This is a genomic window from Mesorhizobium sp. C432A (genome assembly GCF_030323145.1).
In the GTDB taxonomy this organism is placed as follows: domain Bacteria; phylum Pseudomonadota; class Alphaproteobacteria; order Rhizobiales; family Rhizobiaceae; genus Mesorhizobium.
Map to the genome: position 1 here is coordinate 281439 of NZ_CP100470.1, position 26615 is coordinate 308053.

At 62.9% G+C, this 26615-nt stretch carries 24 protein-coding genes; 14 read left to right on the forward strand and 10 right to left on the reverse strand.

Annotated features, from left to right (window positions below; translation table 11 throughout):
* Positions 1-314 precede the first annotated feature (314 nt).
* The gene (locus NLY33_RS01270) at positions 315-1454 is read left to right on the forward strand and encodes a glycoside hydrolase family 25 protein (RefSeq protein ID WP_023703407.1); all 1140 of its coding nucleotides are present in this window, start codon (positions 315-317) and stop codon (positions 1452-1454) included.
* A gap of 70 nt (positions 1455-1524) precedes the next feature.
* Here the strand turns inward: NLY33_RS01270 and NLY33_RS01275 are convergent, their stop codons facing one another.
* Positions 1525-1782 (reverse strand): DUF982 domain-containing protein, encoded by a 258-nt coding sequence (locus tag NLY33_RS01275; RefSeq protein WP_023703408.1) that lies wholly within the window; start codon positions 1780-1782, stop codon positions 1525-1527.
* 497 nt (positions 1783-2279) lie between these two features.
* Between NLY33_RS01275 and NLY33_RS01280 the strand changes: the two genes are divergently transcribed.
* A complete protein-coding gene (locus NLY33_RS01280; protein ID WP_023669674.1) occupies positions 2280-2738 on the forward strand; it encodes a hypothetical protein in 459 nt (152 codons plus the stop codon).
* 89 nt (positions 2739-2827) lie between these two features.
* On the opposite strand, the gene NLY33_RS01285 is transcribed toward NLY33_RS01280, so the two are convergent.
* Together NLY33_RS01285 and NLY33_RS01290 are read right to left on the reverse strand one after the other, a co-directional pair.
* Complete coding sequence (locus tag NLY33_RS01285; protein ID WP_023669673.1) at positions 2828-3037, reverse strand: DUF768 domain-containing protein; 210 nt, start codon at positions 3035-3037, stop codon at positions 2828-2830.
* Between the two features lie 28 nt (positions 3038-3065).
* Complete coding sequence (locus NLY33_RS01290; protein WP_023669672.1) at positions 3066-3227, reverse strand: hypothetical protein; 162 nt, start codon at positions 3225-3227, stop codon at positions 3066-3068.
* Between the two features lie 148 nt (positions 3228-3375).
* On the opposite strand from NLY33_RS01290, the gene NLY33_RS01295 reads away from it, so the two are divergent.
* Positions 3376-4128, forward strand: coding sequence for a pseudouridine synthase (locus tag NLY33_RS01295; RefSeq protein ID WP_023708170.1), 753 nt, complete (start codon positions 3376-3378; stop codon positions 4126-4128).
* Between the two features lie 22 nt (positions 4129-4150).
* On the opposite strand, the gene NLY33_RS01300 is transcribed toward NLY33_RS01295, so the two are convergent.
* Positions 4151-4732: a histidine phosphatase family protein gene (locus NLY33_RS01300; protein ID WP_023703410.1), complete on the reverse strand. Its 582-nt coding sequence runs from the start codon at positions 4730-4732 to the stop codon at positions 4151-4153.
* Positions 4733-4870: 138 nt separating this feature from the next.
* On the reverse strand, positions 4871-6205 hold the full coding sequence (locus NLY33_RS01305) for a dicarboxylate/amino acid:cation symporter (RefSeq protein WP_023681916.1): 1335 nt from the start codon (positions 6203-6205) through the stop codon (positions 4871-4873).
* 230 nt (positions 6206-6435) lie between these two features.
* Here NLY33_RS01305 and NLY33_RS01310 point away from each other — a divergent pair, with 230 nt between their 5' ends.
* The 3 genes from NLY33_RS01310 (at position 6436) to NLY33_RS01320 (ending at position 10173) form a co-directional block, all read left to right on the forward strand.
* Positions 6436-8295 (forward strand): sensor histidine kinase, encoded by a 1860-nt coding sequence (locus tag NLY33_RS01310; RefSeq protein ID WP_023692505.1) that lies wholly within the window; start codon positions 6436-6438, stop codon positions 8293-8295.
* The gene (locus tag NLY33_RS01315; protein WP_023703411.1) at positions 8292-9641 is read left to right on the forward strand and encodes a sigma-54-dependent transcriptional regulator; all 1350 of its coding nucleotides are present in this window, start codon (positions 8292-8294) and stop codon (positions 9639-9641) included. The genes NLY33_RS01310 and NLY33_RS01315 overlap by 4 nt, the downstream gene beginning before the upstream one ends.
* A gap of 184 nt (positions 9642-9825) precedes the next feature.
* Complete coding sequence (locus NLY33_RS01320; protein WP_032891259.1) at positions 9826-10173, forward strand: hypothetical protein; 348 nt, start codon at positions 9826-9828, stop codon at positions 10171-10173.
* 17 nt (positions 10174-10190) lie between these two features.
* Here NLY33_RS01320 and ggt read toward each other — a convergent pair whose 3' ends face one another.
* From ggt to NLY33_RS01335, 3 genes are all read right to left on the reverse strand, one after another.
* Positions 10191-11930 (reverse strand): gamma-glutamyltransferase, encoded by a 1740-nt coding sequence (ggt, locus tag NLY33_RS01325; protein ID WP_023703413.1) that lies wholly within the window; start codon positions 11928-11930, stop codon positions 10191-10193.
* 140 nt (positions 11931-12070) lie between these two features.
* Positions 12071-13363, reverse strand: a complete 1293-nt coding sequence (rhaI, locus tag NLY33_RS01330) for an L-rhamnose catabolism isomerase (protein WP_023703414.1) — start codon at positions 13361-13363, stop codon at positions 12071-12073.
* Between the two features lie 314 nt (positions 13364-13677).
* Complete coding sequence (locus NLY33_RS01335; RefSeq protein WP_023703415.1) at positions 13678-15780, reverse strand: bifunctional rhamnulose-1-phosphate aldolase/short-chain dehydrogenase; 2103 nt, start codon at positions 15778-15780, stop codon at positions 13678-13680.
* A 182-nt stretch (positions 15781-15962) separates the two neighbouring features.
* Here NLY33_RS01335 and NLY33_RS01340 point away from each other — a divergent pair, with 182 nt between their 5' ends.
* From NLY33_RS01340 to NLY33_RS01370, 7 genes are all read left to right on the forward strand, one after another.
* A complete protein-coding gene (locus NLY33_RS01340; RefSeq protein ID WP_023669662.1) occupies positions 15963-16766 on the forward strand; it encodes a DeoR/GlpR family DNA-binding transcription regulator in 804 nt (267 codons plus the stop codon).
* A gap of 48 nt (positions 16767-16814) precedes the next feature.
* Entirely contained in the window at positions 16815-17810 is a 996-nt protein-coding gene (gene rhaS / locus NLY33_RS01345; RefSeq protein ID WP_023669661.1) for a rhamnose ABC transporter substrate-binding protein, read from the forward strand.
* Positions 17811-17894: 84 nt separating this feature from the next.
* Positions 17895-19436 carry a sugar ABC transporter ATP-binding protein gene (locus tag NLY33_RS01350; RefSeq protein ID WP_023708171.1) on the forward strand — a complete coding sequence of 514 codons (1542 nt, stop codon included), beginning with the start codon at positions 17895-17897 and terminating at the stop codon, positions 19434-19436.
* Entirely contained in the window at positions 19433-20410 is a 978-nt protein-coding gene (locus tag NLY33_RS01355) for an ABC transporter permease (protein WP_023681925.1), read from the forward strand. The genes NLY33_RS01350 and NLY33_RS01355 overlap by 4 nt, the downstream gene beginning before the upstream one ends.
* On the forward strand, positions 20407-21402 hold the full coding sequence (locus NLY33_RS01360; RefSeq protein WP_023703418.1) for an ABC transporter permease: 996 nt from the start codon (positions 20407-20409) through the stop codon (positions 21400-21402). The genes NLY33_RS01355 and NLY33_RS01360 overlap by 4 nt, the downstream gene beginning before the upstream one ends.
* Positions 21402-21719, forward strand: a complete 318-nt coding sequence (gene rhaM, locus NLY33_RS01365; protein ID WP_023703419.1) for an L-rhamnose mutarotase — start codon at positions 21402-21404, stop codon at positions 21717-21719. The genes NLY33_RS01360 and rhaM overlap by 1 nt, the downstream gene beginning before the upstream one ends.
* Complete coding sequence (locus NLY33_RS01370) at positions 21716-23092, forward strand: FGGY-family carbohydrate kinase (RefSeq protein WP_023703420.1); 1377 nt, start codon at positions 21716-21718, stop codon at positions 23090-23092. The genes rhaM and NLY33_RS01370 overlap by 4 nt, the downstream gene beginning before the upstream one ends.
* Here the strand turns inward: NLY33_RS01370 and NLY33_RS01375 are convergent, their stop codons facing one another.
* The gene (locus NLY33_RS01375) at positions 23093-24919 is read right to left on the reverse strand and encodes an alanine racemase (protein ID WP_023703421.1); all 1827 of its coding nucleotides are present in this window, start codon (positions 24917-24919) and stop codon (positions 23093-23095) included.
* A 146-nt stretch (positions 24920-25065) separates the two neighbouring features.
* Here NLY33_RS01375 and NLY33_RS01380 point away from each other — a divergent pair, with 146 nt between their 5' ends.
* Positions 25066-25275, forward strand: coding sequence for a hypothetical protein (locus NLY33_RS01380; protein WP_023703422.1), 210 nt, complete (start codon positions 25066-25068; stop codon positions 25273-25275).
* Positions 25276-25282: 7 nt separating this feature from the next.
* Here NLY33_RS01380 and NLY33_RS01385 read toward each other — a convergent pair whose 3' ends face one another.
* Positions 25283-26533: a D-amino acid dehydrogenase gene (locus NLY33_RS01385; RefSeq protein ID WP_023669653.1), complete on the reverse strand. Its 1251-nt coding sequence runs from the start codon at positions 26531-26533 to the stop codon at positions 25283-25285.
* Positions 26534-26615 lie beyond the last annotated feature (82 nt).

Here is a 26615-nt window from a genome sequence, read left to right on the forward strand (position 1 = left end):
GATGCGGCACAGCCGTCGGGAACGGGTGGAGCAGACGATTGACTTGCTTTGTCCGTTTTGAACAGCTTCTTCCGAAGCGCGTCGTATTTAAACGGGATCCTGCGACGCACTTCAAGTCTTTGTCTCGATACACGCTCAATTCCTTCCATGGCATTCAGGTATTTTCGAAGACGCTGAAATAGCCACTGGATTTTTACAATAGATCAAAGTAACCTTCTCCTGTCGGCTTCTCACTTTTGAATGATCGTTGTCTATTTTCGTGCGGCGCAGTAGCACTGTGCTGGGCAAATTCTGATATTTATGGAGGCACCGGCATGTCAGGCATTGTGCGCGTGTGGATTTTTGGAATGTCGGTGCTTTTCCCGATCGCCATGAATTCGCCGAGTGCCGCGAAATCGCTCGAATGTACCTATGAGGGGCAGGCTGGCGTCGATGGCAGCCGGCTTATCGAAATCAACACAGAGCATTCGAACTATTCTTACCAGATGGTCGCATCAAACCCCGAAGATCTTGAGGCAGAGGGCAGCACTTCCTCTGACGCCACATTCGTTGAACTGGACGGCGCCCTCGCCGCTCTCGTTCATGTGAAAGGTTTGATGCAAGCGGGCGAAATCACCACCGAGACGCCGGCCCTCACAATTTTTTACGCCGGAGCGGACGGTAAGTTCGTGGAGGTGACGGACGGGGCCATCGCCAAGGGTACCTGCGTGGCCGGCAATGGCGAGGAGGCTGCACGGCAAGAGGCGCCTTCCGATACTTCTGATCCTTTTTCAGCGCCTTGGGAAAATTCGCAGAACGCAATCGTGCTCGATCCGTTCAAGGGCAACGGCATCGTCTGGCACAAAGTAAAGACGGACCGGCGCGTCGCCGCGGTTATTCACAAGGCGACGCAGGGGCTCGGCAGAGATTCCGCATATGCCACCCGCAAAGGCGAGGCAAAGGCGCTCGGTCTCAAATGGGGCTCATACCACCTCCTGACAAAAAGCGACGTTGACCGGCAGATCAGCAACTACCTCCAGGTGGTCGGAAACGATACGACAGAGACCCATGCCGTTGATGTGGAATGCCTTTCCACGTCCTCAGACTGCCAGGATGGAACGTTCAAGGTCACTTTCGTGCAGATCGAGAGCGCGCTTCGCAGGATGAAGTCGGAGACTGGACGGTTTCCGCTGCTCTATGTGAACCATTCCGTCGCCAAAGAGCTCTCCCGCCACTGGCACGGCTCGACCGAGTTCGGCGGCGTCCCGCTCTGGTATGCACGCTTCAAGCGGCACGTAACCGACTTCCCCGAAGGGCCTTGGCACGGCTACACGCTCTGGCAATTCTCCAGCGAGATAAACTGCTCTGCTGCTTCCTGCCCATACCGAGTACCGGGGACCGACCCTGACATGGACCTAAATGTCTACGGGGGGACCGTTGCGGCACTTCAGGCAGCGTGGCCTCTCGATCATTGAGTAGGCCGGGAAGCCACGGCCTGTGCCCCACAGCACGATTTGAACTGACTTGAGCGGTGGCCGCTCAAGCCTAGGCGTCGCGTTCAACGAGGATATCGGCCTCGATCGCCGCATTGACGAAGGCAGCGCGGGCATAGTGCGCCTCTTTCAGGCCTTCGAGAACGCCGAGGCAGGCCTTGCGGGCGGCGACGTGATAGCGGCCCGTCTTCGCGGGCCAGCGGTTCATCAGGATGTCGGCGGCCTGCGCCACGCGCTCCACCTTGTAGATGGTGTTTCCGGACCTGCCGAGCGCCACGCGAACCGGCTCATCGACATGCTGGTCTTGCATGCTTCCCCTCCCGAACGCGATCGCGAGTCAATTCGGCATGCACTGAAATGGTTCCAGAAACGAAAGAAGCCCGCCAGCCTGAGCCAGCGGGCTTTCTGTTGATCAGCAAGTCTCGCGCTCAGTGGAGGTCTATATCAAGTCTCGTCAGTGGATGGCGGAACGTCAATGGTTCCGCCGCCACCTGACGTAGGCGAAGCAACATGCGCCGCAAGTTTGCCCTTCCGGTGCAGGACCGGCTTTTCGTATACTTCTTTCATTGAAATATGCCCCAAGGCCCAAACGCCCGGCGCAACCCGCGCCTCCATCAGCCCAATGTCAAGCAAATACGAAAACCGGCGCAACGCGAATGACAGGCTTGCCGCGATAGGAGATGGCGGCGTCCAACATTTGCCGCCCAATGAAATCACTTTGCGCGCATCGGCCAAATGGCGGATTTGATTTGCTTGGTGATCCCCTTTCCCTGGGGCAAACTGCCTGCCGGGGCTGCAGGAGGAGAAATGCGAGCACGCGCAGCTACGATCGGCGACCTCGAAAGTGTTTTCCGGGATTTGTCCACGCGGATGTCGGACGAGTATGTGGCCGCCGGCAAGGACAGCAAGGTTGCCTACGACAATTTGATGATGAATTTGAAGGAAGGCCGGGCGCACGCGCTGGTCGAGGGCGACAAGACGGTGGCGATCGTCGCCTGGCACGAGAACAGCGACGCCGCCGACACGCTGTTTGCCGCGCAGGAGGGTTTCTTCAGCGCCGCGACGGTCCGCTTCTGCAGGCGCCACATCCGCCACATTCAGGCGCTGGCCGGCAACCTTCCCATCCACTCGCGCAGCTGGCTGCAGCGGGCCGACGTCGGCAAATGGTTCCGTGTCATCGGTTATGTCGAACGCGGCCGAGAGAACGGCGCCACTGTGTTCGAATTGCCGCCGGCACGGGGAGCGTCAGCTGCGCGGGCTGCCTAGGGCTGCGCACCCACGGATGCCATCACGGAAAAGCCCCCGCCAGGATGGCGATGGGCCAATATCGCCTGCAATGGGCTCATATCGGGGGCTCAGATATCGGGCTGATCCAGCGCCTCGAAAATCACCCGTTCCAGCGGACCGAGATCCTCTTCGATCTCGCTGACCTCAAGGCCTAAATGCCGAGCATCCAGGGCAGCTCGCGTGGTTAGGGTTCGAGCCGTTGCCTTGTCGGCAGGCAGTTCGCCCGGCAGGTGCTCGTGGATCCAGCCCTGCAGGAAATCAACGCCGCGCTCGCTCATCGATTTATCCCTTCCCTTATCTGGGGGATCATTCCCCCAGAATGACCCCAGAAGCGACGATCTGAGCCGTCAGGCTGGTGAGCCTGCCTCGCTTCACGAGCGTCGGCTTTTGGTAGATTTTCTTCATGGCGGTGCCTTTCGCGACAAATCGCTCGTCGGCAACAACGTCCGTCGCGGGGCAGCGTTCCATGGCGGGCTGTTGAGCCCGACCCCCTGACACATCGTATTTGAGAACAGCCCCGCTCCCGCGACCCGTGATGTTGATGCCGCGGCAGGTTGCGAAGCCAATGCGGGGCGTGGCATTTGTCGATGCCGATCATTGGGATGGCAAGCAGGACATGGCACGGCCACCAGACATCGCCCGACACCAGGCCGCCAAGGCAGGCGTTAGCCTGAACCGGGCGCTTTCCAAACTCGGCCTGTGTTCGCGCAAGCAGGCCGAGCTGCTGATAGCCGAAGGGCGCGTGCGGGTTGGCGGCAAGGTGGTGCGCGATCCGTCGCTGCGTGTCGATCTCGGCCGCGACCGCATCGCTGTCGACGGCGAGCAGATCGTCGGCGAGGCAAAAGTCTACCTGATGATCAATAAGCCGCGCGGACAGGTCACCACGCGCGATGACCCGCAGGATCGTGGCACCGTCTATAACTGCCTGGTGGAACTGGAGTTGCCTTTCGTGTCGCCGGTCGGCCGCCTCGACAAGGCCAGCGAAGGCCTGTTGCTGATGACCAACGACACGCGCTGGGCCAACCGCCTGCTCGATCCGGCCTCGCATGTCGCCAAGACCTATCATGTCCAGATCGGCACCGCGCCCGACGAAGCGATGCTGGCGCGCTTTCGCGACGGAGCGATCGTCGACGGCGAACTGCTGACCGCAAGTTCGATCGAACTGCTGCGCAGCGGCGGCCGCACTGCCTGGCTGGAAATCGTGCTCGACGAGGGCCGCAACCGCCAGATCCGCCGCCTGCTCGGGGTATTCGACATCGAGGTGCTGAGGCTGGTTCGGGTGGCGATCGGCGGTTTGCAGCTCGGCGAACTCGCCAAGGGCAAGGCGCGGCATCTGACATCGGAGGAATTGGCGGTGCTCGCGCGTTAAGAGGCAGGCTTGCCGCGAAACCCTACTTCTGGTTCCACCTGCGTATCACCGGCTCGCTCAGATCGTGCTCATAGCCGAGGATGCTGAGGCTCGCGGTATCAAGTACGAAGTGCGCACCGCCTTCGGGTGGCAGACCGAGCCAGCGCGCGGCCAGCACGCGCAGGAAATGCGAGCTTGAAAACACCAGCACATTGCCCTCGATTGCCCGCAGCCCGGCGATGATCCTGTCGGCCCTGGCGCCAACATCCGCTACCGACTCGCCGTCGGGACAGCCGTCACGGAACAATTGCCAGCCGGGGCGCTGCACAAGAATCTCCTTGGTCTTAACGCCCTCATAGGCGCCATAGTCCCATTCCTGCAGGTCGTCCTTCTTGACGGCAGCAGCGCCGAAGCCGGCAAGCGTGCAGGTGCTGAAGGCGCGCTGCGACGGGCTCGACCACACCGCCTGGAAGGACAGATCCTTGAGCCGGTCCGCCACGCCGCGAGCCGCCGCCTCGCCCTTTGGCGTCAACGGTATGTCGGTGCGGCCGGTGTGTTTTCCCGAAGCGCTCCACTCCGTCTCGCCGTGACGGACCAGATAGATCTCGGGGTATGCACTGCTCATTCGCCGGCCTTTCGGTTGAAAACCGCCGACATCCTAGCCGGGAAGCTTTGGCCAACACCAGCCGCCATGCGCGCCAAAACAAAAGGCCGCAACGGGCGAACCGGCTGCGGCCTTGTGGCGAACGTCTGCGTTCAGTAATCAGGCGGGCTGCAGATCGCCCGACAGCGCCAGGTCGGCTTCCTCGGACAATGTGCCGGCCATGGCGGCGGCGAACTTGGTCTGGTCGAGTTCGCCTTCCCAGCGCGCCACAACGATCGTCGCCACTGCATTGCCGACGAAATTGGTCAGCGCTCGGCATTCCGACATGAAGCGGTCGACGCCGAGGATCAGTGCCATGCCGGCAACGGGTACCGTAGGCACGACAGAGAGCGTGGCGGCCAGCGTGATAAAGCCGGCGCCGGTGATGCCGGCGGCACCCTTGGAGCTCAGCATGGCAACCAGCAGCAGCAGGATCTGGTCGCCATAGGTGAGCGGCGTGTCGGTCGCCTGGGCGATGAACAGCGCCGCCAGCGTCATGTAGATGTTGGTGCCGTCGAGGTTGAAGGAGTAGCCGGTCGGGATGACCAGGCCGACCACCGAGCGGTTGCAGCCGGCGCGCTCCATCTTGGCCATCAGGCCGGGAAGAGCGGCTTCCGAGGACGAGGTGCCGAGCACCAGCAGCAGCTCTTCCTTGATGTAGCGGATCAAGGCGAGGATCGAGAAGCCGTTGTACCAAGCGACAGCGCCGAGCACGACCAGCACGAAGAGCAGCGACGTCAGGTAGAAGGTGCCGATCAGAAAGGCGAGGTTGGCAATCGCGCCGATGCCGTATTTGCCGACGGTGAAGGCCATGGCGCCGAAGGCGCCGATAGGGGCGGCCTTCATCAGGATGGCGACCAGGCGGAAGATAGGCGAGGTCAGCGCCTGCAGGAAATCGACGACCGGGCGGCCGCGCTCGCCGACCAGAGCGAGAGAGATGCCGAACAGCACCGAGAAGAACAGCACTTGCAGAATGTCGCCTTGCGCGAAGGCGCCGGTGATGGTGTCGGGGATGATGTTGAGCAGGAAGCCGACGATGGTCGTGTCATGCGCCTTCTCGGTGAAGGTGGCGACCTTCGAGGGGTCGAGCGTCGCCGCATTGATGTGCATGCCGGCGCCCGGTTGGACGACGTTGGAGACGACCATGCCGACGACCAGCGCCAGGGTCGAAAAGACCAGGAAATAGATCATCGCCTTGCCGGCGACGCGGCCAACCTTTTTCAGGTCGGAGACGCCGGCAATGCCGGTGGTCACCGTCAGGAAGATGACCGGCGCGATCACCATCTTGACCAGCTTGATGAAGGCATCGCCGAGCGGCTTCAGCGAAGCACCGAGTTCGGGATAGAAATGACCGAGCAGCACGCCGGCGGCGATCGCCGTCAGGACCTGCACGTAGAGATGACGGTAAAAGGGTAGCTTGCCGCGCGGTTCGGCGGCAGCGAATGCTGGCTGCATGACGTCCTCCATGGCGCCCCGATCGAAAGCTCGACCTCCCGGGGCAGTTGTTTTCCGCAGCCTTGCGACTGCTGTATTGGTCACTGCAACTGCCGTGCCAGACTGTGCGGCATACCGCAGCCATTGATTTTGTTGGGTATTCGTCCGATCGAGGCTGCTGCCGCTCAACGCAAGTGCGGACATCCGCATGACTGAATTGTGCTTTGTGCGAAATCATGCACAAATAGGGAATGCTGCAACGCCCTGCCGCGGTCCTGTCGCCGACGCCCGAGCAACTCGGCAAACGCGCGCGTCGCGCCTGGCTGCTGTTTGCGGCGATCGCGCTGGTGATCGTTGCCACGGCGCTCACCGGCGCCGGCCTCTACGCGCGCCGCGCCGAGGTCGCGGCACTGGCGGCGCAAGGCCGCACCGATGCCAATCTGAAGGTTGCGTTGCTGCGCGCCGTGCTGGAAAGCCCGCGGGCGCTGCCGCTGCTCTTGTCCGAGGACCAGCAGGTGCATGACGCCCTGCAGAACAAGGGCGCTGTCACGATCGACGTGCTCAACCGCAAGCTCGAAGGGCTGGTCTCCGGCACCAAGGCTTCGGTGCTTTACGTCACCGGCGTCGACGGGTTTGCGATCGCCTCCAGCAACTGGCGCGAAACAACCAGCTTCGTCGGCAACGACTATGGTTTCCGCGCCTATTTCTCCGGCGCCATGCAATCGAGAACGGCCGAATATTTTGCGCTGGGCAACATCAGCAAGCGCCCGGGCCTCTATATTTCGCGTCGCGTCGGCAATGCGGCGGCACCGCTCGGCGTCGTCGTCGTCAAGATGGAATTCGACCAGCTTGAAGCCGACTGGCATGAGGCCAACCGGCCGGCCTATGTCAGCGACGACCACGGCGTCGTGCTGATCACCAGCGTGCCGTCCTGGCGCTTCATGACCACCGCGCCGCTGACCGGCCCGGTGGCTGCCGCCATCCGGAGCAGCCAGCAATTCGGCAACGCGCCGCTGATCCCCTTGCCGATCACACGCCCCGAGGCATTGAGCCCTGACGTGTCGATGGTGCATGCGATAACACCGGGCGGCAGCGATGCCGAATATCTCAGGCTTTCGACACTGGTCCAATCGACGCCATGGCGGCTCGATTATCTCGTGCCGGTCGAAGCGCCGATCGCGGCTGCGGTGCGTGAGATGCGGCTGCTGGCGCTGGGCGTCGTGGTGCCGTTGCTGGCGCTGGCCGGCTATCTCCTGTGGCGCCGTCAGTCGGCGCAGATGCGCATCGCTGCCGAACAGGCAGCGCGCATCGAGCTTGAGCGCCGCGTCGTCGAGCGTACGCATGACCTCAGCCTGGCGCGCGACCGGCTGCAGGCCGAGATCACCGATCACCGCAGCACCGAAGCCAAGCTGCAGGTCATGCAGCAGGAATTGGTGCAGGCCAACCGTCTTGCTACCCTCGGCCAGGTTGCCGCCGGGGTCGCGCATGAGATCAACCAGCCGGTGGCGACGATCCGCGCCTATGCCGACAATGCGCGTGTGTTCCTGGAGCGCAAGCAGACCGCCTCGGCCGAGGAGAACCTTGGCGCGATTGCCGCGCTGACCGAGCGCATCGGAGGCATCACCGAAGAGTTGAAGGTCTTTGCCCGCAAGGGGCGCACGGCAGCCGAACCGGTCGAATTGCGCGGCGTCATCGAGGGCGCCGTGGTGCTGCTCAGAAGCCGCTTTGCCGGTCGGCTGGACGCACTCGATATCACGCTTCCGCCGGTAACGCTCAAGGTGATGGGCAACCGGCTGCGGCTCGAACAGGTGCTGATCAACCTGTTCCAGAATGCGCTGGAAGCGCTGGACGGGCGCGACGGCGCCAGGGTGCAGGTGTCGGCCCAGGAGACGGCCGACGGCGTGGCGCTTGCCGTCGCCGACAATGGGCCGGGCATTTCGCCTGCCATCCTCAAGTCATTGTTCACGCCGTTCAACACCTCGAAGGAAAAAGGCCTCGGGCTCGGCCTCGTCATCTCGCAGGACATCGTCGCCGACTATGGCGGACGCATCGAGGTGGCGAGCGACCAGGCCGGCACGCGCTTTACCATTCACCTCGCCAGGGCAGCATGATGGACACCGCACCGGTCGTATTGATCGACGACGATAGCGAATTGCGGAGGGCCACGCGGCAGACGCTGGAACTCGCTGGTTTTTCCGTCTCGGCCTTTGCGGTGGCGAACGAGGCGCTGGCCGGGCTCGACGCCAATTTTCCCGGCGTGGTGGTGTCCGACATCCGCATGCCCGGCATTGACGGCCTGCAGCTCTTCGACCGCGTCTTGCAGCTTGATGCCGACATTCCGGTAATCCTGGTCACCGGGCATGGCGACATCGCGGTTGCGGTCAAGGCGATCAAGGATGGCGCCTACGACTTCATCACCAAGCCTTTCGCCGCCGACCGGCTGGCGCAAAGTGTGGCACGGGCGGCGGAAAAGCGCCGGCTGGTGATGGAGAACCGCGCCTTGCGCGAAAGCGCCGAACAGGCGCAGGACGGCCTGCCGCTGATCGGGCAGACGCTGGCGATGGAGCGATTGCGCCGGACGCTGCGGCAAATCGCCGATACCGATGTCGACGTTCTGGTGACCGGCGAGACCGGCTCCGGCAAGGAGGTGGTGGCGAGCCTGCTGCATCGCTGGAGCCGCCGCGCCAGGGGCAATTTCGTGGCGCTGAATTGCGGCGCGCTGCCGGACACGGTCATCGAAAGCGAGCTGTTCGGCCATGAGGCCGGCGCCTTCACCGGCGCACAGAAGAAGCGCATCGGCCGGATCGAGCATTCGAGCGGCGGCACGCTGTTCCTCGACGAGATCGAAAGCATGCCGGCCTCGACCCAGGTGCAGATGCTGCGGGTGCTGGAAATGCGCGAGGTGACGCCGCTCGGCACCAATGAAATCCGGCCGGTCGACCTGCGCGTCGTCGCCGCCGCCAAGGTCGATCTCGGCGACGCCAGCCGGCGCGGCGCCTTCCGCGAGGATCTCTACTACCGGCTCAATGTGGTGACGATCTCGATCCCGCCGCTGCGCGAACGCCGCGACGACGTCGCCCTGCTGTTCTTCTACTTCGCCGAGCGTGCAGCCGGCCGCTTCCGCCGGCAAATGCCAGCCGTGCCTGCCTCAGTGCACCGCCATCTGAGCCAGCACGACTGGCCGGGCAATGTGCGTGAACTCGCGCATTTCGCCGAGCGTTTCGTGCTGGGACTCGAGGAAGCGGCGCAAGCGCCACCTTCCGCCCCGGCGGAGCCGGATGACGCCAGCTCACTGCCGGAACAGCTGGAACGCTATGAAGCCAATGTCATCCGCGAGGCGCTTGGCCGCAATGACGGCGATGTCCGGCGCACGATTGAAGCGCTCGGCATTCCGCGCAAGACCTTCTACGACAAGCTGCAGCGGCACCGCATCGTGCGCAGCGATTTTTCCAGGTAATTCATTTTCCAGGTATTCAGGCGTGTGGACCCGAAAGCAGGGTAGATTTTGTGAACCGGCGCAAAAAAACCGTGGCAAGTCGGCATCAGAAAGTGTTGAAGACCGCATCGGCGGCCTTCGGCACGGCGCGATCCGGTTGCGCTCGGCAGATGTTGATGATTTGTTGCCGGTCAGCGGAGAATGAATGATGCGAGAACCTGTCGGTCAAGATGAATATGGATCGACCAACCCGTTCGATCCGGACGATCTGACGAATTTGAACGCGATCGGCCCGGCCATGGGCGGCGGCAACGACTTCGAGAAATACGCCGTTGCCGTGATCATCGTCTTCGGCGCGCTGATCATTGGCGGGCTGATGGCCGCTTCCATGACCTTTGGTCACCGGAACGGCTTCCTGTTTGCGCTTGGCGGCGCAACCGCGGCCTGGATATCGGGCAATGCGCTGCTCCTCGACCGTCCCCGCATCTACGCGGCGTTCGTCGCGATCGCGGCGCTGATGCTCGTCGGGTCGACGCTTACGCTCGTCCTCTGATCAATCTCTTGTTTTGATCAGTAGCCAATCGCCTCGCCGGATGCGGCGCGGCTGTCGATGGCGCCGTTGTAGCGGGCGCCGCCGCCCTTCTCGATTTCCGCCAGGCTCTTGCCCCCGACAAGAATGCCGGCCGCCTGACCCCAGGTAGAATCCGCGAGATCGAGGTGGTAGCCCATGCCGGCCAGCAGTTTTTCAGTGTCGGGCGACAGGCCGAAGGGTTCGACATAGATCGTGTCGGGCAGCCATTGATGGTGGATGCGCGATGCGTCGATCGCCTCCTGGATGTTCATGCCGTGGTCGATGACGTTGACGATGGCTTCCAGCGTGATGGTGATGATGCGCGAGCCGCCGGGGCTGCCGATAACCATGAACGGCTTGCCGTCCTTGGCGACGATGGTCGGGCTCATCGATGACAGCGGCGTCTTCTTCGGCTGGATGGCATTGGCCTCTCCCTGCACGAGACCGTAGAGGTTGGGCACGCCAGGCTTCTGGGTGAAATCATCCATCTCGTTGTTGAGCAGGATGCCGGTGCCGTCCGCGACCACGCCGGCGCCGAACGAGCCGTTCAGCGTATAGGTGATCGCGACCGCATTGCCGTCATCGTCGATGATCGAATAGTGCGTCGTTTCCTTCGACTCGCCGAAGCCCTTCGGCATCAAATCCTGCGAGACGCCGGCGCGGAACGGGTCGATCTTGTCGCGGATCTCCTTGGCGTAACCCTTGTCGAGCAGTTTCGAGACCGGATTGTCGACGAAATCGGGATCGCCGAGCGCCGAGTTGCGGTCCACATAGGCGTAGCGCATCGCCTCGACCGTGACGTGCACCGTCTCGGCCGAGCCGGCGCCAAGATAGGACAGCGGGTAGCCCTCCAGCACGTTGAGGATTTCGCAGATGATGACGCCGCCCGAGCTTGGCGGGGGCGAAGAGACGATCTCGTAACCGCGATAGGTGCAGCTCACCGGTTGCAGCTCGCGTACCTTATATTGCTCGAAGTCTGCCTTGGCCAGAATGCCGCCCCTGGCGCCGCTCGCCTTGACGATGGCGCCGGCGATGGCGCCTTTGTAGAAGGCTTCGGCGCCTTTTTCGGAGATGGCGGCGAGCGAGGCTGCAAGATCGGGCTGGAGGAGACGCTCGCCGGCGCCATAGGGTTTGCCGTCCGGCTTCAGGAAGATGGCGGCGGCGGCAGGGTCCTTCGCCAGCCGTGCGGCATTGCTTGCGAATGAAGCAGCGTCGCCCTGGTCGAGGATGAAGCCATCCTTGGCATAGGCAATTGCCGGCGCCATCAAATCCTGGCGTGGCAGCGTGCCATATTTTTCACGAGCCATCTCGAACCCTGCCACGGAACCAGGTACGCCGACCGCGAGGTAGCCATCAAGGCTGGCGCCCTTCACCGGATTGCCGTCCTTGTCGAGATACATGGTCTTGGTTGCCGCCAGCGGCGCGCGCTCGCGGAAATCGAGGAAGGTCGATTTGCCGTCCTTGAAGCGGATGGTCATGAACCCGCCACCGCCGATATTGCCGGCATTAGGGTAGACGACGGCGAGCGCATAGCCGACGGCGACCGCCGCATCGACGGCATTGCCGCCCTTCTTCAGCACCTCGACGCCGGCTTCCGACGCCAGATGCTGGGCGGTGACGACCATGCCGTGCTCGCCCTTCGCCGGTTGAGGCGAGGCGGCATGGAGCGCGCCGGATGGCGCGAGCGCAATTGCGAGCGAAAGGGTGACGCCAATCAGCGTCCGGCGGGTCAAGGGCATGGCGGTGCTCCAAGTGCGGTGTGCCTAGAAGAGCTACATGGAGCGCCCGAGTCCATCATCAATATGAGCGAACACATATTGGTGTTCGCCTGCCGGCAGAGGCAAGCTAATCTCCCCCCTGTGGTGGAGATTAGCCAATCTCAAACAATCCCGCCTGACCCGCCCATAACCGCCGGCCGTTCCGCCGCGACCTTCGCCCGGTAGCCCGCCGCGCGATATGCGGCGACTGGATCGATGGCGCCGCCTGTGTTCAGCCGCGCCATGGCAAGGATCGGCTCGACATCGGTGCGGTAGGCAGCTTTTAGCGTCTGCGTCGCCATCAGCGCATCATTGCCGTCTTGGAAACCCTCGAGCGCCTTGCGGTTGACCAGCAGCGCCTGCGCATAGGCGCGCTGCACCTCGACTGCCGACAGCATCAGGCTTTCGATCGGGTCGGTGACGTTGTGGCTCTGGTCGAGCATGTGAGCGGGATCGAAACCCTCGGCGCCGGAAAGCTCGGCATCAACCAGTTCGTTGAAGACCAGGAACAGCCGATAGGGATCGATCGAGCCGGCATCGAGATCGTCGTCGCCATACTTCGAATCGTTGAAATGGAAGCCGCCGAGCTTCTTGAACTGGATCAGCCGCGACACGATCATCTCGATGTTGACGTTGGGCGCATGGTGGCCGAGGTCGACCAGGCAGTAGGCCTTGTCGCCCAGCTCCTTGGCGATCATGTAATTGGTGCCCCAGTCCTGCACGACCGTGGAGTAGAAAGCCGGCTCGTACATTTTGTGTTCGGTGAACAGTTTCCAGTCGGCGGGCAGTCCGGCATAGATCTCCTTCATGGCGTCGAGATAGCGCTCGAAGGCTTTGGCGAAATTGACCTGGCCGGGGAAATTCGAGCCGTCGCCGATCCACACTGTCAGCGCCCTGGACCCCAGCGTCTTGCCGATCTCGATGCATTCGAGATTGTGCTCGACCGCCTGGCGGCGCGTGCCGGCATCGGCATGCGAAAGCGAGCCGAATTTGTAGGAGAGCGTCTGATCCCTGGCATCCGAAAAGGTGTTGGAGTTCATGGCGTCGAAGCCGAGGCCGAAGCGCGAGGCGGCCTGCTTCAGCCGGTTCGGATCGGCCTTGTCCCACGGGATGTGCAACGAGACGGTCGGTGTCGCCTGCGTCAGCTGGCTGATGACGGCGCAGTCCTCGATCTTGTCGAAAATGTCGCGCGGCTCGCCGGCGCCGGGAAAACGGGCAAACCGCGTGCCGCCTGTGCCGACGCCCCAGGACGGAATGGCGACGGCGAATTTCTCGACCTTGCCGCGGATGGCGTCGATGGCGATGCCGCGACGGTCGAGGCGTTCCCCGAGCGAGGCGTAGTCGCGTTCGAGGTCGGGTTTGCGGGCGGCGTTGCTCTTTTCGACAACGTCAGCGGAGATGATGAATTCCGACACTGCTATTCCTCCCAATATTTGCTGCATCGGCGCTGCCCCGCCTGCCAGGCATTTCTCCCCGTAGACGGCAGGGCTATTGCATAAAAATTCTTACGAGGAGGACCCCCACCCTAGCCCTCCCCACAAGGGGGAGGGGACGCTGCCGCGCGCCCTTGCTATTTCCGCCCTTGCATCCAGACCTCGATAATTTGCAGAGGTCAGCGCCAGCGGGTCTCCCTCCCCCCTGTGGGGAGGGATTAAGGGTGGGGGTAGGTGCCGGGCAAACATTTCAGACAATGTCATATGCGATTGCCCTGCCTTGGACGAGAAAAAGCCTAGCGCGTAAAGCTCTGCGCGTTGCCGGCGTCGACGTTGATGATGTTGCCGGTGGATTTGGCCGACATGTCGGACGCCAGGAAATAAATCGCTTCGGCAATGTCTTCCGGAAACACCGAGCGCTTCAGCATCGAGCGCGAGCGGTAGTGCTCTTCGAGGTCGTCGGTCGACATCTTGTAGGCGGCGGCGCGCTGTTCCTTCCACTCGCCGGTCCAGATCTTCGAACCGCGCAACACGGCGTCCGGATTGACGACGTTGACGCGGATCTGGGCTTCCGCGCCTTCCAGCGCCAGGCAGCGGGCGAGATGGATTTCGGCCGCCTTGGCGGTGCAATAGGCGGCGGCGTTGGGTGACGCGGCAAGGCCGTTCTTGGAGGCGACGAAGACGACATTGCCGCCGATCTTCTGGGCGCGAAACAGCCGGAAGGCTTCGCGCGAGACCAGGAAATAGCCGGTCGACAATATGTCCATGTTCTTGTTCCACAGCGCCAGCGTCGTCTCCTCGATCGGCGCCGAGGAGGCGAGGCCTGCGTTGGAGACGAGAATATCAATGCCGCCGAACTCGACGGCTGTCTGGGCGAAGCCGGAAATCACCTGCTCCTCCGCGGTGACGTTGATCAGCACCGGCCGGACGAAGTCCTTGCCATAGGCTTTCGCCAGTTCGTCATTGGCGCTGGCAAGTGCGGCCTCGTCGATATCGGCCAGCACCACGCAGGCGCCTTCGCGCAGCAGCCGGCTGGCGGTGGCGCGGCCGATGCCGCCGGCGCCGCCGGTGACCAGCGCGATTTGGCCGGCGAGCGACTTCGGCTTCGGCATGCGCTGCAGCTTCAAATCCTCGAGCAGCCAGTATTCGATGTCGAAGGCCTCCTGCGCCGGCAGGCCGACATAGGACGAGACGGTCGAGGCTCCGCGCATGACGTTGATGGCGTTGACGTAGAATTCGCCAGAGATGCGGGCGGTGGCCTTGTCGCCGGCGAAGGTGAACATGCCGACGCCGGGCATCAGGTAGACCACGGCATTGGGGTCGCGGATCGGGGGCGAGTCCGGATGCTTGCAGCTGTCGTAATAGGCCTGGTAGCCGACACGGTACTCAGCAATATCGTCGGCGAGGCGCGCAATCACGGCTTCGACGTCGGGCTTCGCTGGGTCGAACTCGATAACCAGCGGGCGGATTTTTGTGCGCAGGAAATGATCCGGGCATGAGGTACCGAGTGCCGCCAGCGGGCGCAAATCCCTGGAGTTGACGAATTCGAGCACAGCGGCGGAATCGTCGAAATGGCCGAGCTTGTGGCTCTTCTCCGAAATCAGGCCGCGGATCCTCGGCATCAGTCTCGCCGCGATGGCGCGGCGCTCAGCGGCGTCTAGCGATTTGACGACTTCGCCGCCGAAGATGGCGAGACCCTCGGAGCGGCGCTCGAACCATTCGATCGCCTGGTTGATGACCGAGATCGTCGTCTCATAGCACTCCTTGGGTGTGTCGCCCCAGGTGAACAAGCCGTGGCTTTCGAGGATGACGCCCTTGGCCTCGGGGTGTTCGACGCAGAATTTCTCCAGCCAGAGGCCAAGTTCGAAGCCCGGCCGCTTCCACGGCAGCCAGCCGATGGCGTCACCGAATATCTCCTTGGTCAACGCCTTGGAATCCTTGGCCGCGGCAATCGCGATAATGGCATCGGGATGCATGTGATCGACGAACGGCTTCGGCACATAGGCGTGCAGCGGCGTGTCGATCGAGGCCGCGCGCGGGTTGAGATTGAAGGTGCAGTGGGGAAGATAGCCCACCATCTCGTCCTCATGCGCGACGCCGCGATAAAGGCCTTTCAGCGCCTGCAGTTTGTCCATGTAAAGCGTGGCGAAACCGTCCAGCTTGATCGAGGCGCTGTCGCCGCCCGAGCCCTTGACCCATAGCACTTCGACTTCGGCGCCGGAGAGCGGGTCCTTCTGCCGGATCTTGGACGAGGTGTTGCCGCCGCCATAATTGGTGACACGCTTGTCGGAGCCGAGCGTGTTGGAGCGATAGACCAGAAGCTCAGGCTCGCTCAGCCCCTTGGCTTTAGCATCGTCCCAAAGGTTGGCAAGGCGCGAGCCGGAGCGCTTGTCGAGCATGATTATCCTCCCTGGACGCAAAAGGCGCGGTCCATTTTGCCGGAAATGTCTACGCAAGCATCTCGGTTGTCAATCATAAACGATCAAGATCGATCATATTGCACTGCACAATGAAATTATATGAGCGGAAATGATTGACACTGGTGGTTTTCTAGTGCCTCATGACCATGCAGGGAGGAACCATGCACGAAAAAGAGCGCCACAGGATCATTCTGTCCGCCGTCCAGGAAAAGCCTGTGGTGACGGTGCAGGAGATGGTCGACCTGACGGACTCCTCCGAGGCGACGATCCGGCGCGATATCGCGGCTCTTCATGTGCAAAAGCGCCTGCGTCGCGTGCGTGGCGGCGCCGAGGCGATCTCGCCACCGCAGTTCATCGGCCTCGCCGGCCGGCCCTTTTCCGTCAACGAAACGCTTAACGCTTCGCAGAAGCGCGCGATTGCGCGCGAAGCGGTGGAGCTGTGCAAGGACGGCGAACCGATCATCATCAATGGCGGCACCACCACCTTCCAGATGGTGCATTTCCTGACCGGACGCCGCATGCCGATCTTCACCAATTCGTTCCCCATCGCCGAGCACCTGCTCAAGCATTCGAAGAACACCGTCATGCTGTCGGGCGGCACCATCTACCGCGAGCAGAACATCATCCTCTCGCCCTTCGACAATGACGTGACGCGTAATTTCTACGCGCGCCGCATGTTCATGGGCGCTCAAGGGCTCGGGCCGCTTGGCCTGATGGAAGGCGACCCGCTGCTGATCCAGGCGGAGCAGAAACTGATCGACCAGGCCGACGAACTGGTGGTGCTGGTCGACTCATCGAAATTCCGCCAGCGCTCGAGCCTGATCCTGTGCGGGCTCAAGCGCATCGCCACCGTCATCACCGATGACGGCATCGAGGATCGCGAAGCCAACATGCTGGAGGCCGCGGGTGTGACGCTGATCGTCGCCCGCAAGTCGGCAAAGGAAGAATCCTCGCTGCAGGCCTGAGGCCAACCGCAGCGACGATGGAATGCAACGCTCAAGGGAGGAAATACGATGAGCTTTCTGAAGAAATTGATGGTGACGGCCGCGTTCTCGGCCGCCATGTTCGTGAATGCCGCCTATGCCGAGAACGTCAAGATCGCGCTGGTGGTGAAGTCGCTCGGCAACGGCTTCTTCGACGCCGCCAATAAGGGCGCCGAAGAGGCGGCCAAGGAACTCGGCGATGTCGACATCATCTACACCGGCCCGACCAAGGCGACCGCCGAAGCGCAGATCGAAGTGGTCAATTCGCTGATCGCGCAGAAGGTCAACGCCATTGCGATTTCGGCCAATGACGCCGACGCGCTGGTGCCGGTGCTGAAGAAGGCCATGGAGCGCGGCATCACCGTCATCTCGTGGGATTCGGGCGTCGCCAAGGAAGGCCGCCAGCTGCATCTCAACCCGTCCGACACCGGCCTGATCGGCGAGACCATCATCAAGCTGGCCGCCGACTATCTGCCGGAAGGCGGCGAAGTCGCCATTCTGTCGGCTTCGTCGACCGCGACCAACCAGAACGCCTGGATCGACGCGGCCAAGAAGATCCTGCCGGAGAAATTCCCCAAGATCAAACTCGTCGCCACCGTCTACGGCGATGACGATTCGGCCAAGAGCACCGACGAAGCCAAGGGCCTGCTGAAATCCTATCCGAACCTCAAGGCGATCATCGCGCCGACCACCGTCGGCGTCGTTGCCGCTGCCCAGGTCGTCACCGACGCGAACCTGATCGGCAAGGTCAATGTCACGGGTCTGGCGCTGCCGTCGGAGTTCAAGAAGTTCATCGACAACGGTTCCAGCCAGGCGGTTGCCCTCTGGAATCCGATCGACCTCGGCTACTCCGCCGTCTACCTCGCTCATGATCTGGCGGTGAAGAAGGAAGAGGCAAAGCCGGGCGCAACGCTGTCGATCGGCCGCGTCGGCAAGGTCACGCTCGATGACAGCAACTCGGCTGCGATGGCTCCGCCCTTCCAGTTCGACAAGTCCAACATCGAAAAGTTCTCCAAGATCTATTGATCTCGGACGTCTCGGACCAAGCGCGGCGGGACCAAAATCCCGCCGCGACTTTAAACGGACCTTGTTTCAGGGCTTGATACGGATATGGACACGACAGCCCAGCACGGCATTGCGAAGGAGGAGCCCACGGGTCCTGCCCCGCGCCTGACGCTGTCCGGCGTCTCCAAAAGCTTTCCCGGCGTGCGCGCGCTGCACAATGTCAGCCTGTCGCTTTACCCCGGCCAGGTTACGGCGCTGATCGGTGAAAACGGTGCCGGCAAGTCGACGCTGGTCAAGATCATGACCGGCATCTACCAGCCCGACGCCGGCACGATCAGCATTGACGGCCAGGCCGTCACCCTGCCCAGCGCGCATGCCGCCTTCGGCCACGGCGTCACTGCCATTCATCAGGAAACCGTGCTGTTCGACGATCTGAGCGTCGCCGAAAACATTTTTCTCGGCCATGCGCCGCGCACGCGGCTAGGCACCATCGACTGGCGCACCATGCGAAAACACGCGCGCGAAGTGCTCGACACCATGCATGCCGGCCATATCAACGCCGATGCGCGGCTGAAAGACCTCGGCATCGCCAACAAGCATCTGGTAGCGGTTGCTCGCGCGATGTCGATCGATGCGCAGATCGTCATCATGGATGAGCCGACCGCAGCCCTTTCGATGAAGGAGATCGAGGAGCTTTTCCTGCTGATCGAATTCCTCAAGGAGGAAGGCAAGGCGATCCTGTTCATCAGCCACAAGTTCGACGAGATCTATCGGATCGCCGATCGCTACACCGTGTTCCGCGACGGCGAGATGGTTGGCGAGGGCCTTATCAAGGATACCGGCCAGAGCCAGATCGTGCGCATGATGGTCGGCCGCTCGGTCGATCACATCTTTCCGCAACGCAAGGCCGAGATCGGCGCGCCGGTGCTGTCGGTCGCTGGCCTTTCGCACCCGACCGAATTCAACGACATCGGCTTCGAACTGCACAAGGGCGAGATCCTCGGTTTCTACGGCCTTGTCGGCGCCGGGCGGTCAGAGGTGATGCAGGCGATATCGGGCATCACCCGCATATCGGGTGGAACGATCACGCTGGAAGGCAAGACGATCACGCCGAAATCGGCGGCGGATTCCATCGAAGCCGGCATCGTCTATGTGCCGGAAGAGCGCGGCAAGCAGGGCGTGGTGATCGGCCTGCCGATCTTCCAGAATGTCTCGCTGCCTTCGCTAAAGCGCACCTCCAAATCCGGCCTGCTGCGATTGTCGGAAGAATTCGCGCTCGCCCGCTCCTACACCGAGCGGCTTGACCTCAGGGCCTCCTCGCTCAGCCAGGATGTCGGCACGCTGTCGGGCGGCAACCAACAGAAGATCGTCATCGCCAAATGGCTGGCGACAGCGCCCAAGGTGATCATCCTGGACGAGCCGACCAAGGGCATCGACATCGGCTCCAAGGCCGCCGTGCACGGCTTCATGGCGGAGCTCGTCGCGCAGGGCCTGTCGGTGATCATGGTGTCGTCGGAACTGCCGGAGATTCTGGGCATGTCCGACCGCGTCGTCGTCATGCGCGAAGGGCTGGTTGCGGCGGTCTACGATAATAAGGGGCTGGACGCCGAAACGCTGGTCCGGACGGCAGCGGGGATCGCGGCATGAAGGCTCTCCTGAAATTCCGCGAGATCTGGCTGGCAGCGGCGATCGTCGTTTTGATTGCTCTGATCTCGACGCGCTTCCCGGCCTTTGCCGACCCCGGCAATCTCGCCCAGGTGTTCAACGACACCTCGATCCTGATGATCCTGGCGCTGGGACAGATGGTCGTCATCCTGACCCGCTCGATCGACCTGTCGATGGCCTCCAACCTGTGCTTCACCGGCATGGTGGTGGCGATGCTGAACGCCGCGCATCCGGCGATCCCGATCCCGCTGCTGATCGTCATTGCGCTGGCCGTCGGACTGGTGCTCGGCGCCATCAACGGCCTGCTGGTGTGGCGGCTGAACATCCCTTCGATCGTGGTGACATTGGGCACGCTCACCATCTATCGCGGCGCCACCTTCGTCCTCTCCGGCGGCGCCTGGGTCAATGCCGACAAGATGAGTCCGGACTTCATCGGCTTCCAGCGCGCAGCTTTCCTGGGCATTCCGGTTCTGTCCTGGATCGCCATACTGGTCATCGCGCTGTTCTTCGTGGTGATGACGCGAACCGCGCTTGGCCGTTCGATCTATGCCATCGGCGTCAACCCGACGGCGTCGGTCTATGCCGGCATCGATGTCGGCCGAACCAAATTCATCGTCTTCTGCATTTCCGGCATGATCGGCGGGCTCGCCGGTTATCTCTGGATTTCTCGTTATGTCATCGCCTCGGTCGAGGTCGCCAACGGCTATGAACTCAACATCATCGCCGCCTGCGTCATCGGCGGCATTTCGATTGCCGGCGGCATCGGCTCGGTCGGGGGCGCGGTGTTAGGGGCGCTGTTCCTCGGCATCATTTCCAACGCGCTGCCCGTCATCAACATCTCGCCCTTCTGGCAGATGGCGATTTCAGGCAGCGCCATCATCCTGGCCGTCGTGCTCAACGCGCGTGGCGAACGTCAGCAGGGGCGGATTATCCTGAGGAAAGCGGAAGCGGCATGACCGACACCCCCGCCCCGCGCCACATTCCCGACCGGCTCGACAAGCCGCTCTCCTCGGCGATCTTTTCCTGGGAGGCGCTGCTGGTCGTCGTGGCGGTCGCCATCTTCGCCATCAACAGTTTCGCCTCGCCCTATTTCCTCGACGCCTACTCCCTGTCGGATCTGACTTTCAATTTCACCGAGAAAGGCCTGATCGCCTTCGCGATGGCGCTGCTGATCATTTCGGGCGAGATCGACCTGTCGGTCGCCGCCATCATCGCGCTCGCCTCGACCATGATGGGCATGGCGGTGCAGGCCGGCGCCGACACGCCGGTGCTGGTGGCTATCGGCATCGTCGTCGGGCTCGGTTGCGGCGCCTTCAACGGGCTCCTGGTGACAAGGCTCGGCCTGCCCTCCATCGTCGTCACCATCGGCACGATGAGCCTGTTTCGCGGCATCGCCTTCATCATCCTGGGCGATCAGGCCTACAAAGGCTATCCCGAGAGTTTTGCTTTCTTGGGCCAGGGTTACGTCTGGTGGGTGGTGTCGTTCGAACTGGTGCTCTTCCTCATCGCGGCCGTCGCCTACTGGTTCCTGCTGCATCGCACCAGTTTCGGCCGCCGTGTCTTTGCCACCGGCAACAATCCGGTCGCGGCACAGTTTTCCGGCGTTCGCGTCGGCCGCATCAAATTCATCCTGTTTTGCCTGACAGGGCTGATGGCCGGCATCGCCTCGGTGCTGATCACCTCGCGGCTCGGCTCGACGCGACCGTCCATCGCGCAGGGTTACGAGCTTGAGGTCATCACCATGGTGGTGCTGGGCGGCGTCAGCATTCTGGGCGGCTCCGGCAGCATTGTTGGCGTCGTGCTCGCCGCCTTTATCATGGGGCTGGTGACCTTCGGCCTCGGCCTGCTCAACGTGCCCGGCATCGTCATGTCGATCTTCATCGGCCTGCTCTTGATCTTCGTCATCGCGCTGCCGATCATCTGGCGACGGCTGCGTGGTAACAGCTGATGCCCGAGAAATACGCCTTCAAGATGCAGCTCAAACCCGGCATGAAAGCCGAGTACAAAAAGCGCCACGATGAGATCTGGCCGTCGCTGGTGGCGCTGCTGAGACAGGCCGGCGTCTCCGATTATTCGATCCATCTCGATGAAGACACCAACATCCTGTTCGGCGTGCTGTGGCGGCGGGACGACCATAGCATGGCCGACCTGCCGAAGCATCCGGTGATGCAGCGCTGGTGGGCGCACATGGCCGACATCATGGAGACCAGGCCGGACAACCAACCGGTGGCCATCCCCCTGGAAACAATGTTCCATATGGCATGAGTGCGCTGCGCCACATCGCCGTCATCGACATCGGCAAGACCAACGCCAAGGTGGCGCTGGTCGATCTCGTCACGCTGAGCGAGGTGGGGTTGCGCCGCATGGCGAACGCGCCGCTGCGACAAGCGCCCTATCCGCATCACGATGTCGAGGCGCTGTGGACGTTTATCCTCAACAGCCTTGCCAGCCTCGACCGCGAACAGCGTATCGACGCGATTTCGATCACCACGCATGGTGCGACCGGCGTGCTGGTCGACGCCTCGGGCGAGCTGGTGCTGCCGGTGCTTGACTACGAGTTCGACGGCCCCGACCGGCTGGCGGCGGAGTATGACGCTGTCCGAGCGCCCTTCGCCAAAACCGGTACGCCGCGCCTGCCGGTCGGCCTCAATCTCGGTGCGCAATTCTTCTGGCTTGAGAAGCGTTTCCCCACCGAATTCGCCAAGGCCGCCGCGATGCTGATGTATCCGCAATACTGGGCGCTGCGCCTGACCGGCGTTGCCGCCAACGAGGTGACCTCGCTCGGCTGCCACACCGATCTGTGGAGCCCTTGGGAGGCGGACTTTTCCTCGATGGTCGACAGGCTGGATTGGCGCAGGCTGATGGCATCGGTGCGGCCGGCCAGGGACCAGCTCGGCCCGATCCTGCCGGCGCTTGCCGCGCGCACCGGGCTCGATCCGCAGACCCCGGTTTTCTGCGGACTGCACGATTCCAACGCCTCCCTATTGCCGCATCTTCTGTCCGACGATCCGCCCTTCTCGGTCGTCTCGACCGGCACCTGGGTGGTATCGATGGCGGTCGGCGGCAGAGAGATTGCGCTCGATGCTGCGCGCGACACGCTGGTCAATGTCAGCGCGCTGGGCGACCCCGTGCCCTCGGCGCGTTTCATGGGTGGCCGTGAGTTTTCCCAGCTGACCAAGGACAAGCCGCAGGACTGCAGCGGCAGCGAGGTGCTGGCCGTTCTGACAAAAAAGATGCTGCTTTTGCCTTCTACCCAGCAGGGATCAGGACCGTTCCCGCACCATGCCGCGGCATGGCTTGGTGCCGAGGGCATCAGCAAAGGCGAGCGGTTCGCCGCCATCTCCTTCTATCTGGCGCTGATGACGGCGACCTGCCTTGAGCTGATCGGCGCCGACGGCCCGACCACCGTGGAAGGACCGTTTGCCCGCAACCGCCTCTTTGTCGGCATGCTGGCGGCAGCGACCGCGCGAATCGTCATCGCCTCCGAGGCCGCCACCGGCACCAGCATCGGCGCGGCGCTGCTGGCAACGGATCAGTCCGTGCCACACGGCAAGGGCGAGAGAACTGAACCGCAGACCGACCCGGTCTGGGCGGCCTATGTCACCGCGTGGCGCGCGGCAGTCGAGGCGCAAGGCTGATCACAAAATCCGCTTGCCAAAGGCCGACATGACGAAGTTGATGGCGTCGGCGCCGATCCGCGGCTCCAGACCGGCGGTCAGTCCGGAAACGTCCATCGACAGCAGACCGCCGGACAGCGCGATCGCCTCCATCGCCTGATGCGTCTCGCGCACCGTCAGCCCGCCGGAGCCCGCAGCCCAGCCGGCGAATTCGGTCGCCGTCGGCGAATAGCTGAGATGGAAGCCTTGCGTGCCCGAGGTGGCGATGCGGATCGCCTCGTGCATGAGGTCGCGCATGCCCATGGCGTCGATGTCGGTCATGGTGAAGGCCGAGACACGCGAATCCTTGAGCACCCTTGCCTCCGCCGGATCGGCATGGCGCAGGCCGACGATGACGACATTTTCCGGCGACAGCTGCGGCTGCAGTGCGCAGGGCTTGTGATCGAGACCGAGCGCGCGGGCCAGCACCGAGACTTCAGGCATGTCTTTGGCCTCCTCGTCCTCGGGCATCAGGGCGGCGATGGAATCGATCCAGATCAGGCCGAAGGAATGCGTCGCGCGCGCCGTTGCGGTCAGCGCCTTGTGGGCGATACGGCGATCGGCGCCGGCAGCGAGCCGGATCAAGCCCGAGGGCGGCCGCTCGACGTCGGCGAGTTCGACCACGTCGAAATTCATCGCCTCCAGACGCGCGCCGGTTCCCTCGCGGGCGATAATCCCGCCGGCTTCCGGTTCGGCCGAGATCGACACCATCTTGCGGCCGGAGAAATCCGCGACGTCGTGCATCGGCGCCTTCTCGACATATTCCGAGGTCATCGCCAGAAGCATGGCGCCATAATTCATGCGGAAGGCGACACGGTCGCCGACGGTAGGTCGCGGATCGGCATCCTGCACATCGAGCAGCAGATGGTCGCTGGAAGCGCCGAGCACCCTCACCCCCTTGGCGATCGGCGTCAGCCCTTCGACCAGCACGTCCTCGCGGCCTATATTGGCGATGGCGCGCAGCCGGTCGCCCTCGTCGGCGAAGACCGGCTGGTTGCCGAAGGCGTCGTAGCCGGATGTGCCGATCGGCCGCGAAGGCTTGAGTTTGACCTCGATGATGTCGCTGGTCAGCCGGCAGGCATCGGGTTCGAGTTCGGGCCACGGCACGTCGCGAAAGGTTTCGACACCGCCTTGCAGGATCGCCTCGCCCACGCGCAGATTGTTGATGCCGGGCGGCAGCTTGCCTTCGAGCAGCAGCGTCAGCGACGACGAGGCGCCGCCGGAAATGAAGTCGAGGCTTTTGCCGGACAGGCGCTCGGTCTTGTAGGCATGGGCGACGAGTTGGCCAAGGTTCTCCGGCGTCGGCATTATGGCGCCGAAGCAGCCGAGATTGGTGCCGATGCCGGCGATGCGCACGCCCTTGAATTCCAGGATCTGCTCGACGGTGGGGATCAGGTCGCTTGGCCAGATGCCTTCGCGGAGATCGCCGAGATCGATCATCAGCATGATATCGTGGACGCGGCCCATGCGCTCGGCAATGCGCGATATCTCGCGGATGGTGGTCAGTTCCGACTGCAGGCTGATGTCGACGGTGCGCACGACCTCCTCGACGCGCGCCATGGGCGGGCTGCGCAGCAGCATGACCGGCGCATTGATGCCGCTGTCGCGCAGCCGGCGGATGTTTTCGAAGCGCGATTCCGCGATGCCGGCAACACCGCCGCGCAGCATGGCCCGCGCCACTTGCGGCATGCCGCATGTGCCCTTCGTAACTCCGAACACCTTGATGCCGGACAGCGCGCAGCGCTCGACGATGGTGCGGGCGTTGCGCTCGATGCGGCCAAGGTCGATAGCGACTTGCGGTCCCGACATTTCGTCACTCAGGGTTTGTAGAATCTGTCAGCCAGATGCATCTTCCAGATCGTCGTACGATATTTGTCAAACTTTGCGCAGTGACGGCCTCAATGTTGGAAACCAGAGCAATTGTATGTGGGCACGTCTTTCGATCGGAGAGGCCGGTGACGCTGGTCGTTCATCATTTCGATGGTGAGTGGCAACTGACCTGCGGCGAACATGATCATCCTGCGGACTGTGGAGATTTCGAAGTTATCGGTCTCGGCCATTTGACCGCCAGGCAGGAAAACTTGGCACAGATTGGCCAGCTTGAGCGCGGATGGCTTGCCGAATGGGTGCACGGCGAATGGACTCCATGCCAACACGACGACTAGAGCTCCCTCAGTTCCCGTAGACCAGCCCTTGCGGGTCGATCTCCGGCTTGCGGCCGGCGACGAGGTCGGCCAGGAACTTGCCCGAGCCGCAGGCCATGGTCCAGCCGACATGGCCGTGGCCGGTGTCGAGGTAAAGGTTCTTGTATTTCGCCTTGCCGATGACCGGCACCGAGTTGGGCATCATCGGCCGCAGACCTGCCCACAACAGCGCCTTCTTCTCGTCGAAAGCGCCAGGGAAAAGGTCTTTGCCGGTGCTCAGCATGGACTTGAAGTCGCTGGGCTTGAAGCTGCGGTCGAAGCCGGTGAACTCGGCTGTCGAGGACATGCGCAGGCGGTTTCCGAGCCTGGAGTAGCCAACCAGCCGGTCCTCGTCGGCGCCGCCCATGGTCGGTCCCTTGCTCTCGTCCTCCAGCGGGATGGTCGCGCTATAGCCTTTAACCGGATAGACGGGCAGGTCGATACCGTAGCGGCGACCGATCAGGCCGCTCTCGGGGCCCATGGCGATGACGACGGCGTCGCCCGTCACCGGGCCGGCCGATGTCATGACCGCACGCACCCAGTCGCCCTCTATGTCGAGCCCCTCGACCGTGGTGTCGAACAGGAATCTGACGCCAAGCTTTTCGGCAGCATAGGCGGCGAGCCCGTCGACGAATATCCTGGAATCCCCGGTCTGGTCGATCGGCGAATAAACGCCGCCGGCGATCTTTTCCTTCACGCCCGCGAGCCCGGGCTCAAGTTCGACCAGCCGGTCGCGGCCCACGATCTCGATCGGCAGGCCATGCTTCGCCAGAAACTGGTAGTTGTCGGTGCCGGTGTCGAGACTGTGCTGCGAGCGGAAGAAATAAAGAATGCCCTTCTTGCGCTCGTCATAGTGGATGCCGGTGGCGTCGGAGAGCGCGTTGATGCAGTCGCGCGAATAGAGCGCCAGGCGCAGTTTGACCTGGCTGTTGGCGCGCAGGCGCGCCACCGTGCACTGGCGCAGGAAGCGCAGGCTCCAGGCGAGGAAATAAGGATCGAAGCGCAGCCTGACCTTGATGCCGAGATCATGGTTCCAGAGCGCGCGCAGGAAGGTCTTCAGCGCCGCTGGCGAGGCCCAGGCGGTGGCGTCGCCCGGCGACACCAGACCGGCATTGGACTGGCTGGTGCCGCGCGCCGGCGCCGGATGGCGCTCGATAACGGTGACCTCATGGCCGTCGGCGGCCAGATAATACGCGGCCGCGGTGCCGACAACACCGGCTCCAAGCACCGTTATCTTCATGCCACCCCCCAAAGCTCTTCGCGGCGCAGCGCCTCCACGCCGCATCGCCAATGCCTTCAATAGCGCTTCGCCGCGCGCCTTG

Bases quoted from the DNA above. Each gene is read 5' to 3' on its own strand.
- NLY33_RS01385 (WP_023669653.1), bottom strand. From the start codon at position 26,533: ATGAAGATAACGGTGCTTGGAGCCGGTGTTGTCGGCACCGCGGCCGCG.
- NLY33_RS01285 (WP_023669673.1), bottom strand. From the start codon at position 3,037: ATGAGCGAGCGCGGCGTTGATTTCCTGCAGGGCTGGATCCACGAGCAC.
- ggt (WP_023703413.1), bottom strand. From the start codon at position 11,930: ATGCCCTTGACCCGCCGGACGCTGATTGGCGTCACCCTTTCGCTCGCA.
- NLY33_RS01375 (WP_023703421.1), bottom strand. From the start codon at position 24,919: ATGTCGGGACCGCAAGTCGCTATCGACCTTGGCCGCATCGAGCGCAAC.
- NLY33_RS01355 (WP_023681925.1), top strand. From the start codon at position 19,433: ATGAAGGCTCTCCTGAAATTCCGCGAGATCTGGCTGGCAGCGGCGATC.
- NLY33_RS01295 (WP_023708170.1), top strand. From the start codon at position 3,376: ATGGCACGGCCACCAGACATCGCCCGACACCAGGCCGCCAAGGCAGGC.
- NLY33_RS01360 (WP_023703418.1), top strand. From the start codon at position 20,407: ATGACCGACACCCCCGCCCCGCGCCACATTCCCGACCGGCTCGACAAG.
- NLY33_RS01305 (WP_023681916.1), bottom strand. From the start codon at position 6,205: ATGCAGCCAGCATTCGCTGCCGCCGAACCGCGCGGCAAGCTACCCTTT.
- NLY33_RS01315 (WP_023703411.1), top strand. From the start codon at position 8,292: ATGATGGACACCGCACCGGTCGTATTGATCGACGACGATAGCGAATTG.
- NLY33_RS01370 (WP_023703420.1), top strand. From the start codon at position 21,716: ATGAGTGCGCTGCGCCACATCGCCGTCATCGACATCGGCAAGACCAAC.
- NLY33_RS01290 (WP_023669672.1), bottom strand. From the start codon at position 3,227: ATGGAACGCTGCCCCGCGACGGACGTTGTTGCCGACGAGCGATTTGTC.
- rhaM (WP_023703419.1), top strand. From the start codon at position 21,402: ATGCCCGAGAAATACGCCTTCAAGATGCAGCTCAAACCCGGCATGAAA.
- NLY33_RS01275 (WP_023703408.1), bottom strand. From the start codon at position 1,782: ATGCAAGACCAGCATGTCGATGAGCCGGTTCGCGTGGCGCTCGGCAGG.
- NLY33_RS01340 (WP_023669662.1), top strand. From the start codon at position 15,963: ATGCACGAAAAAGAGCGCCACAGGATCATTCTGTCCGCCGTCCAGGAA.
- NLY33_RS01335 (WP_023703415.1), bottom strand. From the start codon at position 15,780: ATGCTCGACAAGCGCTCCGGCTCGCGCCTTGCCAACCTTTGGGACGAT.
- NLY33_RS01300 (WP_023703410.1), bottom strand. From the start codon at position 4,732: ATGAGCAGTGCATACCCCGAGATCTATCTGGTCCGTCACGGCGAGACG.
- NLY33_RS01310 (WP_023692505.1), top strand. From the start codon at position 6,436: ATGCTGCAACGCCCTGCCGCGGTCCTGTCGCCGACGCCCGAGCAACTC.
- NLY33_RS01320 (WP_032891259.1), top strand. From the start codon at position 9,826: ATGATGCGAGAACCTGTCGGTCAAGATGAATATGGATCGACCAACCCG.
- NLY33_RS01280 (WP_023669674.1), top strand. From the start codon at position 2,280: ATGCGAGCACGCGCAGCTACGATCGGCGACCTCGAAAGTGTTTTCCGG.
- NLY33_RS01270 (WP_023703407.1), top strand. From the start codon at position 315: ATGTCAGGCATTGTGCGCGTGTGGATTTTTGGAATGTCGGTGCTTTTC.
- NLY33_RS01350 (WP_023708171.1), top strand. From the start codon at position 17,895: ATGGACACGACAGCCCAGCACGGCATTGCGAAGGAGGAGCCCACGGGT.
- rhaS (WP_023669661.1), top strand. From the start codon at position 16,815: ATGAGCTTTCTGAAGAAATTGATGGTGACGGCCGCGTTCTCGGCCGCC.